The organism is Clostridium estertheticum (assembly GCF_018861295.1).
GTDB lineage: Bacteria > Bacillota > Clostridia > Clostridiales > Clostridiaceae > Clostridium_AD > Clostridium_AD estertheticum_D.
Window position 1 is genome coordinate 16,075 of sequence record NZ_JAHLDM010000005.1, and the last position, 14,265, is coordinate 30,339.

12 protein-coding genes are annotated in these 14,265 nt (G+C 29.0%); 8 read left to right on the forward strand and 4 right to left on the reverse strand.

Annotated features, from left to right (window positions below; all coding sequences use genetic code 11):
- Positions 1-58: 58 nt before the first annotated feature.
- Entirely contained in the window at positions 59-631 is a 573-nt protein-coding gene (locus KPL54_RS06890) for an anti-sigma-I factor RsgI family protein (RefSeq protein WP_216105875.1), read from the reverse strand.
- A gap of 160 nt (positions 632-791) precedes the next feature.
- Between KPL54_RS06890 and KPL54_RS06895 the strand changes: the two genes are divergently transcribed.
- Positions 792-2,144 carry a GAF domain-containing sensor histidine kinase gene (locus KPL54_RS06895; RefSeq protein ID WP_216105876.1) on the forward strand — a complete coding sequence of 451 codons (1,353 nt, stop codon included), beginning with the start codon at positions 792-794 and terminating at the stop codon, positions 2,142-2,144.
- Between the two features lie 98 nt (positions 2,145-2,242).
- Here KPL54_RS06895 and cls read toward each other — a convergent pair whose 3' ends face one another.
- Positions 2,243-3,697 carry a cardiolipin synthase gene (gene cls, locus KPL54_RS06900; protein ID WP_216105877.1) on the reverse strand — a complete coding sequence of 485 codons (1,455 nt, stop codon included), beginning with the start codon at positions 3,695-3,697 and terminating at the stop codon, positions 2,243-2,245.
- Positions 3,698-4,010: 313 nt separating this feature from the next.
- On the opposite strand from cls, the gene KPL54_RS06905 reads away from it, so the two are divergent.
- Together KPL54_RS06905 and truA are read left to right on the forward strand one after the other, a co-directional pair.
- The gene (locus KPL54_RS06905; RefSeq protein WP_216105878.1) at positions 4,011-5,549 is read left to right on the forward strand and encodes a YiiX/YebB-like N1pC/P60 family cysteine hydrolase; all 1,539 of its coding nucleotides are present in this window, start codon (positions 4,011-4,013) and stop codon (positions 5,547-5,549) included.
- Between the two features lie 136 nt (positions 5,550-5,685).
- On the forward strand, positions 5,686-6,423 hold the full coding sequence (gene truA / locus KPL54_RS06910) for a tRNA pseudouridine(38-40) synthase TruA (RefSeq protein ID WP_216105879.1): 738 nt from the start codon (positions 5,686-5,688) through the stop codon (positions 6,421-6,423).
- Between the two features lie 95 nt (positions 6,424-6,518).
- On the opposite strand, the gene KPL54_RS06915 is transcribed toward truA, so the two are convergent.
- Positions 6,519-6,704, reverse strand: a complete 186-nt coding sequence (locus tag KPL54_RS06915; RefSeq protein WP_216105880.1) for a hypothetical protein — start codon at positions 6,702-6,704, stop codon at positions 6,519-6,521.
- Between the two features lie 110 nt (positions 6,705-6,814).
- Positions 6,815-7,675, reverse strand: a complete 861-nt coding sequence (locus tag KPL54_RS06920; protein WP_216105881.1) for a putative ABC transporter permease — start codon at positions 7,673-7,675, stop codon at positions 6,815-6,817.
- A 170-nt stretch (positions 7,676-7,845) separates the two neighbouring features.
- Here KPL54_RS06920 and KPL54_RS06925 point away from each other — a divergent pair, with 170 nt between their 5' ends.
- From KPL54_RS06925 to KPL54_RS06945, 5 genes are all read left to right on the forward strand, one after another.
- A complete protein-coding gene (locus KPL54_RS06925) occupies positions 7,846-8,421 on the forward strand; it encodes a nucleoside recognition domain-containing protein (RefSeq protein ID WP_216105882.1) in 576 nt (191 codons plus the stop codon).
- 71 nt (positions 8,422-8,492) lie between these two features.
- Complete coding sequence (locus tag KPL54_RS06930; protein ID WP_216106029.1) at positions 8,493-9,011, forward strand: spore maturation protein; 519 nt, start codon at positions 8,493-8,495, stop codon at positions 9,009-9,011.
- 500 nt (positions 9,012-9,511) lie between these two features.
- Positions 9,512-11,452, forward strand: coding sequence for a methionine--tRNA ligase (gene metG, locus KPL54_RS06935; protein WP_216105883.1), 1,941 nt, complete (start codon positions 9,512-9,514; stop codon positions 11,450-11,452).
- Between the two features lie 47 nt (positions 11,453-11,499).
- On the forward strand, positions 11,500-13,017 hold the full coding sequence (locus KPL54_RS06940) for a DUF445 family protein (protein WP_216105884.1): 1,518 nt from the start codon (positions 11,500-11,502) through the stop codon (positions 13,015-13,017).
- Positions 13,018-13,224: 207 nt separating this feature from the next.
- Entirely contained in the window at positions 13,225-13,992 is a 768-nt protein-coding gene (locus KPL54_RS06945) for a TatD family hydrolase (protein WP_216105885.1), read from the forward strand.
- Positions 13,993-14,265 lie beyond the last annotated feature (273 nt).

Here is a 14,265-nt window from a genome sequence, read left to right on the forward strand (position 1 = left end):
TTTGCACCGCCCTTAGAAGTTATAATGTAAATATAAGATAAGTATCTTTAATGTCCATCTAATTAATTATAGGTTGTCCATTATCATTTATTAGAACTTTGAAATTATGAGTCTCTGCATATTTTACAAACTCAGTTAAGTTTATTGGAGCTTTGTTTTTATTGCCAGTAATAAATATAGAAATTTTAAAACCGTCATCTGCATGTGCTTTAGTTAAATATTTTTGTTTAATAGATTCATCTAAAATTAAATGTAAGGACTGGTTAAGTGATGTATCTTTGAGATTTACAAGTTGTTTTATTTTATACCCACCAGAGCTAACGCCCTCAACATTTGTAATATTATTTGAAGAATTTACATCCATTTTTAGAGAACAATTCATGTCGACGATAACGGAGTAATTATATCTATTATTCATATATAATTGCCTTATTACAAATACTATTAATAAAGAACAAATAAGTGATAAGATGTATTTCCAAAGGGCAAAGGGTTTAACTATTTCACCTACATATATTTCGCCTAGTACAGGCTCAATTACATTTTTTTTGAGAGTTACAAATTCATTATTTTTGGTAACGACATACACCTTATTTTTTTCAATATTAATTATTTTACCTGATTTTTGCATAGAGGCACCTCTTTCATAAGATAGTAAGTAGTTGTATTAAATATTTGATAATGCTTGACATAAAGAGAGAAAGTTGTTACGTTCATTGTAGTTATGTATTAAATCAAGTCATAAATATTGTAAACCCATAGCTATAACAAATAATAAATAGAGGTATATTATGATGGAAATATTATCAAACAAATTTTACTTATATATAGGAGTCATAATAATAATAAATATTATAATTATGCATATAGTAATAAAAATAATAATGTTTAAAAAATCAAAGGAATTTGACAAGAAAATCATTTCAAATATTGATATATTTAAATCTACAACAAATATTAATGATATATTTAATAAATTATTAAATAATTTATATGAAAATTCAGCTTATGATGCTGCTATAAGTATATTAAAAAATGATACTGAATATAAAATTATGGCTATTCATGGTACTTGCGTGAAACTAAACACAAGTAGCTACATTCAGGATGAGACTTTTATTAATCTAATTAATAGAGTTACAGAGTCTGGCACAATGTATTATATTCAGGATTTAAATAAAGTAGATTATGAATTGTATAGTGCCAAATTACAATTATTATTATATCACATGAGAAGCCTATTAATGATTCCAATAATTTATAAAGATGAAATATATGGAGTTGTAATAATGGTTAATTATAAGAAGGCAGCATACAATGAAAGTTATAGAGGTAATGCTTATTCAATAGTTAGTCAAGTAGCTGTAGCAATAGAAAATGCTAAGCTTTTCAAAAAGCTAAAAGATATAGACAAGACGAAAACAGATTTCTTGTCCACAGTTTCTCATGAACTTCGAACTCCATTAACATCAATAATTGGTTTTACAGAAATGGTTAAGAGAAAATTTGATGGGACTATAGTACCAGAATTAGATCTTTCAATTGAAAAAAATAAAAGTGCAGTAGTCAAAATAAAGAGAAATGTAAATATAATCTTATCAGAAGGGGAGAGATTATCGAGTCTTATAAATGATTTGTTAGATATATCAAGAATGGAAGCAGGAAAAGTTTTATTAAATATGAGAAAAATTGATATAGAAGAAATTATAACACAAGTAATAACATTAACGAATCCTATTATTAGAGATAAATCTCTTCAGGTTATACAAAGCATAAGTGAAACACTTCCTGAAATTATGGCAGATAAAGATAAATTGATGCAAGTAGTAATCAACCTTATTTCTAATGCTATAAAATTTACGGAAAAAGGATGTATAGTATGTAGCGCAAGAGTAGTTGCGCAGAATATAATAGTAAGTATTAGTGACACAGGGGTAGGTATTAGAGAGGAAGATAAAAAATATATATTTGAAAAATTCAGTCAAGTAGGTGATACACTTACAGATAAACCTACAGGTACGGGGCTTGGGTTATCTATATGTAAGCATATTATTGAAGAACATGGTGGAGAAATATGGGTCGAAAGTGAAATAGGAAAAGGAACTGATTTTTCATTTAGTATACCTATAATAAAAACTAACTGATTAATTAATATATGTAAATAAATATATATATATATATAAATAAACATATGTAAATAAACAACACCCCACAAACATTAAAAAGTTTGTGGGGTTAATTATTATAGTATTGGAGAAAGTAATCGAGAAATAGATTCCTTAAATTTAACAATAGAACTTCTGTTAGTATATTTTTTTAGAGTTAGTTCATCACAAGATTTTAAATCATCAATAAAAAAACGATCTAAGTCAGAAGTGATCTCTTTATCATAAATAAAAGCATTAATTTCGAAGTTTAAAGTGAAGCTTCGAATATCTAGATTTGCTGTACCTACAGAGCTTATAGATCCATCAATAGAGAGGAATTTACTATGAAGAAAGCCTTTGGTATAGGTATAACATTTGACACCAGAATCGAGAAGATCTCCCATATAAGATGTAGAGGCCCAATATACAAAGGGATGATCTGGTTTACTCGGTATAATTATACGGACATCTACCCCAGACAAGGATGCTATCCTTAAAGCTTCAAGTATACTGTCATCTGGAATAAAGTAAGGAGTTTCTATATAAATATTTTTTTCAGCTTTACTTATCATTTTTAAATAGCCATTTTTAATAGAATTCCAAGTGGAGTCAGGACCACTTGAAACTATCTGAAGACCTGTTTTCCCAAGGTGAGGTCTGTGGGGAAAATATTTGTCATCAAAAACAGAATTTTCTTTTGAAGCAAATCTCCAATCCATTAGGAAGTGCAATTGCAGTGCATCAAGTGCATCTCCTTGTATGAATAAATGTGTATCTCGCCAAAATCCAAATTTTTTAGAAAGTCCTAAATATTCATCTCCAATATTAAAACCACCGATATAACCATACTTACCATCAATAGTACATATCTTACGATGGTTTCTAAAATTTACACGAAGATTTATATACGGAAGAAAGGGTGGGAAAAAACATGAAACTTTTCCACCAGCTTCTATTAAAGGAGCAAAAAAGTTCTTATGCACCTTAAGGCAGCCCATACCATCATAGAGCAATTTTACCTCTACTCCTTCCTTGGCTTTTCTACATAGAATTTCTAGAATAGTTCTTCCTAAATTATCATTTTGAAATATATAATACTCCATATGAATAAATATTTTTGCGTCTTCAAGATTTTTTTTAAGCTGATCAAATTTTGATTTACCATCAGTAAATATAGTTACATTATTATTATTAGTGTAGAAGGAATTATCACTACATAGATTGAGTTTCATTACATCAGAATATTTACTTAAAAAATGATTAGTTTTAATTAGAGCATCGTTACTCAAAAACTCCTTTTGTTTATTTATAATTGAGGCGAGATTTTCCTTTTCTTCTTTCTTTAGTGAAAATAATTTCTTTTTTTTTAAATTTTGACCAAGAAATAAGTATAGAATAAATCCTATGCTAGGTAAAAAAAGTAATACCATAAGCCAAGTCCAAGTGCTTGCAGGGTTTTTTCGCTCAAGAAATACAACTGCAAAAGCGAAAAGGATATTAATAATAAATAATAAATTTAAAAAATGTAATAATAGTTCACTTGTAAACATATGAGCCTCCAGAAATTCATTTTATCTTACAATTTGTCGTACAGTGATAGTATACATATAAATGAGTAAAAAGAAACATTGAAAATTCGAAAAAGGTAAAAAAAATAGAAATATTTCAATTATATAATTTATATATTAAAGGAATAGTGAGTTCTATGGTATAATAATATTTAATTGACAAATTCAATTTATGGGCGGGGTATATACTTAATTGAAAATTAGAGATATTAACAATATATTTCATTTTTTATTTGTGCATAGAGATTTAAATAAAATGTTGCTTTAAAATGAAAATAGAATCGAGGATAATGATATGGGCTTAGTTCATGGAACAGTTGATGAGGAAATAAAAAAATCCTTAGAACTTATAAAAGAATTAGAACATGTGATGAGTGAGATTCAAAGTAAGGAAAGCCTATTTATTTCAAATATTCAAAATATGTCATTAGTAGATAAACAAAACATATTAGATAAATGGATTAGTTATGTAAGATGTTATAATGAATTAAATGATATTAGAGAAAAATATAAAAATAAGCTTTTATTTAAGAATACTTCAGATTCTTATAATAAGTATAAAAATATATTATTAATTTATGCGTCAACCATAGCAATACGTAAAAACTCTGTTTTGCTCGTAGGTATCATAGATAAAAACAAGTATTTGGAGTCAATGCTAAATGAACCTAGAGCTGAATACAACATTAATAAAAAACAATATTATTATATTACACAAGAAATTACGGAAATATCTTATATGATATCTTTGTATAGAAATAAGCATTATTTTGATTTTAAGGTTAATTACTATAAGGTTTATGAAGTTGAAAGAGATGAGAATGAAACACAATTATTAGATTACGCAAGTTATAATTATTTGAATGTTATTAAACTTGTAAGGAACCATAGAAACATTGTTAAAAACAATATGATCGATTTTTTTGGGAAAAATGTTTTTGATTTTTGGTTTCCATTTCAAAAATGGGTTGCTATAAGTATCACTGGGGTTGATTATTCTAGTAGAAAAGAAAAATATATTAGTAATGAAGATATCAATATTTTTAAAGAGGAATTGGTACCAGGGGATGTTCTTTTAAAAAGGAACAATCACCAGCTAACGAATATAGGACTTCCAGGATTTTGGACTCATACAGGTATTTATATAGGTTGTTTGGAAAAATTGGATGAGTATTTTGGCGATATGTTATTGGGAGATTGCTTGTGTGTGTCAGAGTATGTAAAAGTAATATATCCTAAAGTATATGATAGTTTGTGGAGCGAAGAGGTAAATGATAGAGAATATATTATCGAAGTTATTGCCCCAGGTGTTGTAATAAGTCCTTTAGATGCAATTGCGAAGGTAGATTACTTTTCTGCTCTGCGCCCTAGACTATCAAAAGAAGATAAACTAAAGGCATTATTTACGGCTTTTGAATCTTTAGGAAAGGCATATGATTACAATTTTGACATCATGACAGATAATGCTTTGTTTTGTAGTGAACTAATTTATAAATCATATTTAAGTTCAAGTAATAAAAAAGGAATTACATTTGATCTTCAGCCTAAAGTTGGTAGATTATTACTTTCACCTAATAGTATTATTGAAAAATTTGATTCAGAATTTAATACTGAAAATGCTGAATTCGATTTTGTAGTGTTTTATGATGGTAATGCAAGGGAAAGAAAGGCTATAAGGAGAAATGCGACTGATTTGAAAAAAACTTGGAAGCTATCTAGGTGGAAGAGGGTAAAGAGTAGGGTTGTTTTAGATGCAGAAACAAGTTATCCTATAGTAAAATTAAGTTCAGTATTGTCAAAACTTAAAATTATATTGTATGGTATGTTTTATTAATAAAGATATATGTCTATAATAATAAGAAGTGAATTAAAAGGGAATCAGAGATGGTGTAACATTAATGACTTAAGAGGGAAGTCTCCTTTTTAAATGTCATTAAATTCTAAAATAGAAAGTAGGATAAATAATAAATATGAGAAATATAAAAATTGTAATTGAATATGATGGTACTAGGTATAAAGGATGGCAGAGACTTGGAGACAGTGATAATACAATTCAGCACAAAATAGAAGCAGTTTTAAGTAAGATGGCAGAAGAAAACATTGAAATAACTGCTTCTGGAAGAACTGATGCAGGAGTACATGCATCAAACCAAGTTGCTAATTTTAGAACAGACGCTGCAATGCCTACACATAAAATGCGAAGTTATTGTTATGAATTTTTACCAGAAGATATTGTAATAAAAAGCGTTGAGGAAGTAGATCTTAATTTCCATGCGAGATATAATGCAAAGGTTAAAAAGTACATATATAATATATGCAATAATAAAGTACATGATGTATTTACCAGGAAATATGATTACCATGTACCATTACCATTAAATATTGAAAAAATGAGAAAAGCAGCAGAAATTTTAGTAGGGGAACATGATTTCCAAAGTTTTACTACACTTAAAACTAAGAAAAAATCTACTATAAGAACTATTTATACAATAAATATTATAAATGAAGATGGAAATATAGAAATTAGTGTTCAAGGAAATGGATTTATGAAGAATATGGTAAGAATAATAGTTGGGACACTTGTTGAAGTGGGACTTGGTGAGCGAGATGCAAACGAGATTAGTGATATATTAGATAAAAAAGAAAGAAAATATGCGGGACATATCGCACCAGCTAAAGGGTTGTTTTTAGAAGAAGTAGATTATTAAAAATTAATTTAACTTAATAAATATATAAAACAAAAACGACACATAAGTTAATACTTATGTGTCGTTTTTGTTTTATATTATAAAGGCAACATTAACTAAAGGATACCTTCATTTTTTAAGATGTTTTCAATTTCATCAACTTTTTTAGAAAGCGTATAAAAACTTTCTTTTAATATGTTTTTTGAAATAGGAGTATCTTTTATGCTTTTTTCTAGCGACTCTATAGTGTCGAGTGCATCATCAATGCCCTTTTGCGCAAGTTCAAGATTGTTTTCTTTCATTTTCAGGTCTCCTTAACATAGCTTATTTTAATATATACTATTAAATCCTAACATTAGTAATTGTTAATTTCAAGCTGAAAATGATTTTTGACTTTTGTAATTTGATGAAATTAACCTTTTTTATCCTTATGAATTATGTGTTTAACATCTTTTAAAATAGCATCTAAAGCTTTGAATTTAAGGTCGGGGAATGCTTTTATAAGTCGTGAATAATCAGGATATTTTTTTATAAACAAAGAATCATATTTTATTTTAACTTCTTTTACAATATTCTCAATGTTGGATTTCTTCCTACTCATTTTAGTTTCAGCAAGATCTATTAACTGATCCAATTTAATTCTTAACTCAGGTATACTTTTAGTATTACCTAAATTTAATTTAAAATCTAAAAACTTATCAGTTAATTCTGAATATGCAGTAATTAATTGGGTTAAAAGAGACTTTAGTTTGATTATAGTAATTATAGTAATTATAAAATCTAAAATGAAATATACTAAAGTAATATAAAAAAGGAATACACCGGGATTTAGTGGTATTAAATTCACTGTGTATTCAATATAGGGATGGATTACTTTAAGTATTAAAATTGAAATGAACCCCCATATTATAGAGAATTTTAAGCATATTCTTCCATGGAGATTGTATGGCTCATCGCTATAATCCCACCAAGTACTATCGAATGTAGTTTCTAAAATATAACCTGTTATATATTCAATGAGTGAGGTTAAAAATATTGAACCTAGAAGGAGAAAAATATAATTATTTTCAATAGGTTTTAGCAAAACAATTATAGATAAGATGGCAAAACCATAAATAGGACAAAATGGTCCATGTAGGAAGCCTCTATTAACAAATTCTTTTTTGCGAATTGTGGTATATACTGTTTCAAGGCACCAGCCCATGAAGGAATAAACAATAAAATAACAAAATAGTGCAAAGACATTAAAATTTAGTAAAGTTATATCAATCATAAATTAACTCCTTCTGTAATGTCGTTAAACAAGAAAATGATAACATAAAATATGTTTTTTTTATAGTGTATAAAATGAACAAAATATTAATATATGCAATTTTATAGAATTAGCTACATATATATTAATAAAACAATGATAAATCAATTTAATATGTAGGAGGAAAATACATGATAAATATCATATGGTTTTTAATTTTATCATTAGGAATAGTTATTGGAATGCTTACTGGAAAAGGAGAAATTGTGTCAAAGGCCCTTGTTTCATCTACAACTAGTTCTGTGGAACTAGTTATGGGTCTTGTTGGAATGATGTGTCTTTGGTGTGGGATAATGGAAATTGCGCAAAAAAGTGGACTAACTGATAAATTAGCAAAGGTACTTAGGCCAATTTTAAAAATGATTTTTAAGGAAACCTCCAAAAATAATAAGGTTATGTCTAGTATTACTATGAATTTAACAGCGAATATGATGGGGCTTTCTAATGCAGCCACGCCATTTGGGATAAAAGCCATGGAAGAGATGCAGAAAATGAATATAGAAAAAGACACAGCTAGTAATGACATGGCTTTATTCTTAGTTTTAAATGCCGCATGCATTCAGTTTTTACCTACTACGGTAATATCTATAAGAGCAGCATATAATTCACAAAATCCAGCAATTATTATAATACCAGCAATTATTACAACAGGTGTTGCTTCAGTCTTAGGTGTAGTTTATTGCAGGATATTACAAAAATATTTTTAGAAAGATCACCTTTTTATAGGTATATGAATCTAAATGGAGAGTGAATAAATGTGGTAATTATAGAAAATTTAATGTCATATATATTGAAAGGAATAATTCCGATTATTATTGCGTTGGTGGTAACTTATGGAGTTATTAAAGGAGTGAAGGTTTATGAGTGTTTTGTAGAAGGTGCAAAGGATGGAATAACTATTTGCCTGAAAATTTTTCCTTATCTTTTGGCTATGATTATAGCTGTTAATGTTTTTAGAGCTTCAGGGGCTTTAGATTTTTTTATTTCTTTAGTAACACCGGTTGTTAAGTTCATTGGGTTACCGCCGGAAGTTGTTCCTTTAGTTTTAATAAAACCTCTCTCAGGTAGTGGAGCTCTGGGAGTATTTACTGACATTATAAGGCAGTATGGAGCGGATAGTTACATAGGACGTGTGTCATCTATAATAATGGGGTCAACGGAAACTATTTTTTACACACTTACAGTGTATTTTGGAGCTGTAAATATAAAAAAAATTAGGCATACGTTACTAGCAGCAATACTCGCAGATATAACAGCAGTTATAATGGCTGTTAACTTAGCTAAGTTTTTCTTCTAAAGAGATTTCCAGAGCTACTTGCTTATTATAGTATAATTTTATATTTTTAGGATAAAATTATTGACATAGTGAATTATTTGCAATACAATTATTATTGAATAAATGCAATGATGAGAAGAGTAATAAGCTGAAATGTTAAAAGAGAACTGCAGCTGGTGAAAAGCAGTAGCAAGGTAGTTTATGAATATGGACTCTAAGCAGATTATCCAAATAAAAAGTATAAAAGATTATTGTGATGATAGGCTTTTCTATTTATTTATTAAGGTAATACGGTAGCAACCGTTATATTGACAGGTGATGATAGTCACCCATTGAGATCTTTATAGTGATATAGGGATGAATTAGAGTGGTAAAACGTTAAATACGTCTCTAAACAGAAGCTTTTTTTCTGTTTAGAGATTTTTTTTATTTACCGGGAAATTAATATTGTAGCTTCAAAGAGGATGAACAGCTTCGAAGTTAATTATAACTAATTTAAATATGAGAGGTAGGAGAAATTTATGAATAAAAAAACTTTTTACATTACTACACCAATTTATTATCCATCAGCAAAGTTACATATCGGTAATACATATACAACGGTAGCTGCAGATGCAATTGCTAGATTTAAAAGGCTTACAGGCTATGATGTAATGTTTTTAACAGGAACAGATGAGCATGGTCAAAAAATCCAAAGGATAGCTGAGGAAGAAGGAGTTACACCAAAACAGTATGTAGATAAAGTAGTAGCCGGAATACAAGAATTGTGGAGTATGATGGATATAAGTTACGATAAATTTATAAGAACTACTGACGAATATCATAAAAAGGCTGTTCAAAAACTATTTAAGCAATTATATGATCAAGGTGATATATATAAGGGCGCATATGAAGGCTGGTACTGTACTCCTTGCGAATCTTTCTGGACAGAAACCCAAGCAGTAGATGGAAAATGCCCCGATTGCGGAAGACCCGTAGAGAAAGCTAAGGAAGAGGCATATTTCTTTAAAATGTCTAAATATGCAGATAAACTTATAGAATACATTGAAACTCATCCGGATTTTATACAACCAGAATCAAGAAAAAATGAAATGATAAATAACTTTTTAAAACCTGGTCTTCAAGATTTATGTGTCTCAAGAACAACATTTAACTGGGGTATACCTGTAGAATTTGATCCAGGGCATGTTATATATGTATGGGTAGACGCTTTATCTAACTATATAACTGCGCTTGGCTATAATGGTGAGGATACAACTTTATATGATAAATACTGGCCTTGCGATATACATTTAATAGGTAAAGATATATTAAGATTTCATACAATTTATTGGCCAATAATGCTTATGGCACTAGGCTTACCTCTCCCAAAACAAGTATTTGGTCATGGATGGCTTCTTTTTGATGGTGGAGTAAAAATGTCGAAATCTAAAGGAAACGTAGTAGATCCTGTAATATTAGTTGATCATTTTGGAGTGGACGCTGTAAGATATTATTTGCTTCATGAAATACCATTTGGTTCTGATGGAATATTTACTAATGAAATATTTATAAAGAAAACAAATTCAGACCTAGCTAATGATTTAGGTAACTTATTATCTAGAACAGTAACAATGATAGAAAAATATTTTGATGGAGTTGTACCAAAACCAGATGAAAAAGCTGATGTGGATAATGAACTTATAGAACTTGCTCTTTCGATTCCAAGTAAGGTAGAAAGTGCTATAGATGACCTTAAAATTCCTGAAGCACTCGATCATGTTTGGACACTCATTAGGCGTACTAACAAGTATATAGATGAAACAACTCCATGGATCCTTGGAAAAGATGAAGCGCAAAAGGGAAGACTAGGCACAGTACTTTACAATTTAGTAGAATCATTAAGAATGACATCAGTATTGATATCAGCATTTTTGCCTACTACAAGCAAGAAAATAAATGCTCAAATAAATACTGATGTAATTACATGGGATAGTTTATCATCATTTGATGGAACTATAGCTGGAACAAAAGTTAATAAAGGTGACGTAATGTTTCCAAGAATAGATGTAGAAGCTAAAATAGAGGAGCTTAATGTACTTGTAGAAGAAGAAAGAAAACTAGCGAGGAAACCTACAATGCTGCCAATAAAAGAAGAAATTACTATAGAAGATTTTGATAAAATAGATATGAGAGTTGTTAAAGTATTAGAATGCGAACAAATGAAAAAAACAAAAAAACTTCTAAAGTTAAAAGTTGATTTAGGTGGGGAAGTAAGACAAGTAATTTCGGGAATAGCTCAGAATTATAAACCAGAAGACCTTATTGGAAAGTATGTTGTATTAGTAGCTAATTTAAAGCCTGTTAATTTAAGAGGCGAATTATCACAGGGAATGATAATTGCAGCTTCAACAGATGACGATAGTAAACTATTTGCAATATCTATACCTGGTGAGTTACCAACTGGAAGCACAGTAAGGTAGATTTATAATTGCTTATATATTACTGGAAATTATGAGGAGGAAATAACATGAAGTTTATTATAGGTTCCTTAATTGGAGCCATCATCGGGTATATAACTAACTGGTTAGCTATAAAGATGCTGTTTAGACCACATGAAGAAATTAGAATTTTTAATATTAAAGTACCATTTACGCCAGGGCTTATTCCAAAGGAAAAGTCTAGAATTGCAAGGAGCGTAGGTGAATCTATAGGTCAGCATCTTTTAACAAAGGAAACAATTTTGAAATCTTTATGTAGTGAAGAGATGGATCATCAATTGAATACTTGGGTGCAAGGTAAAGTTAGCACTATGAAAAATAGCAATGCTACAGTAGAAAGTGAGCTAAAGGACATATTAGGTGATGAGTATTGTAATATTACCCAAAGTACTATAAGTAACGTTTCAAAATCACTTATAAATTATATAAACGACGTGGAAGTTAGAGGTGGCATTGCTAAGTATGTATATGCACAGATAATGTCAGAACTAAAGGCAAAACCACAAGATATTTGCGAGAGTGAATTATATAATTCAATAAAAAACAAAGTATTAAATTTAGTTATAGAGTATAAGGATTCACAAGATTTCTACAAAGGTATTCAAAATATGTTAAAAGCTAAGGTAGCTGAACTAGTGGTTTTAGACAAAAAAATTGAAGATGTTATACCTGATGAGATAACAAATAGCCTAAAAGTATATGTTTATGGTAAAAGATATAATATTGCTATGGAAATAAAAAAAATGATTAAAGAAGAAAAAAATAGTAAAAAATTAAGACAAATTGTTGATGAAACAATATCGACTAAACTAAGCCCAATGATAGCAATGTTTATCAGTAAGGATAGCGTTTTTGAAAAAGTTGTAATTGGTATAGATGAATACTTAGATAATGTAGAAAATCATAATGACATTGCTCTAATTATTAATGATATAATAGACAAATTGCTTAAAAATTCAATATCTAGTGTTGTTTTTGATTTACCCAAAGAGGGAATTGATAATGTTATTGAACCATTAATTAATTTGTTTACAACAAAAATTGTAGATAAAGAACTTATTCTAAGCACTTTTGAAAAACTTGAGAGTAAGTTCAATAGCTACATATCTGTTACAGAATTGCTCGAAAAGACAGGGATAGAATACAAAAGTGTAATAGAGGGAGTTATAAAGAGTCGAATAAATAGTATTATTGAAAATGAGTCTACTAAATCAAAGATTAATGAAATAGTAGGTGTAATGATTAATAGATTGTTACATACAGAGATGAACTCAATATTTAAAGGAGAGGGAGATAAGGTTACCAAATCTGTTTCTAAAGTGGTTAAAACAGTATATAATAAATTCATAGAGAATAAGGCACCAGAAGTAATTGAAGTGTTAGATATAGCCAAAATAGTCGAAGAGAAAATCAATGAATTCGATGTAGCTTTTTCAGAGAGAATTATACTCGAAATAGCGAGTAAAGAGCTTAATGCTATAACTTGGCTTGGAGCATTACTAGGTGCAATTATGGGGTTATTATCTCCTATACTAGGTTCAATGTAGTATATTATTTATTATTAATCAAAAGTCACTTCCGCTAGGAAGTGGCTTTTACTTATTTCAATGTTAGTGATATAATATCTAACATATATTTCGAGTATATTTTAAATCTATAAGCAAATAGAAGGGATGGTGAAAACTGTTATTAAATTACACTCTAAAGTAGCTTATATTAAAGAGTTAAATTAGTAATTTAATGCAGTAGATATTATGATATTTGATTCACATGCACATTATGATGATGAAACTTTTAATGAAGATAGAGAAAAGGTAATAATGGGGTTAAATGATAAAGGGGTAATAGGAGTATTAAACTGTGGTGCATCACTTGAGGGCGCAAGAATGTCAGTACAATTATCCAATAAATATGATTTTATATATTCAGCAGTTGGGATACATCCTGAATATGCAAATATTGTTAATGATGAAGTTATTTGCGAATTAAGAGATTTAACGCATCAGCCAAAAGTTAGAGCTATTGGGGAAATAGGACTCGATTATCATACTGAAGAAAATCCGGATAGAGAAATACAAAAGAGAGCATTTAAACTTCAAATGGAACTTGCAAAAGAACTTAAATTACCGGTGGTTATACATGATAGGGATGCTCATAAAGATACTTTGGATATACTAAAAGAATTTCCAGAAGTGACAGGTGTAATTCATTGTTTCTCTGGAAGTGTTGAATTCGCGAGGGAGTGTTTGAAACTCGGTTATTATATAGGATTTACTGGAGTTATAACTTTCAAAAATGCAAAGAAAACAGCAGAGGTTGCAAGAGAGGTACCAATGAATAGAATACTCGTAGAAACAGATTGTCCATACATGGCACCGGTTCCCCTTAGAGGGAAAAGGAATGAATCTGATTATATTAAATATATAATAGAAAAAATAGCAGAAGTTAAGGAGAAAACTATCAAAGAAATTGAAGATGCAACAATTTACAATATAAAATATTTGCTAAAAATATTAAAATGAGGTAGAATAAGTAATACCTAATAAATGGAATATTTTTACACTGAAATATTTGTAATTAAAATTAAATTTAAAACATATAATTTTAATGGCAAATATTGTTTTGCCGGTTTACCCTCAGGACTGGGTTAATTAATTTATTCTGTAATTATAATTAAATATTATAATTGTATGCATAATGATGCATTATCAGTCAAAACTTAGAACAATGGGTCGGAAATTTGACATACTTGTTGCTTCAAGGTATAATACCCAAGTGCTCTTGACTAAGGGAGG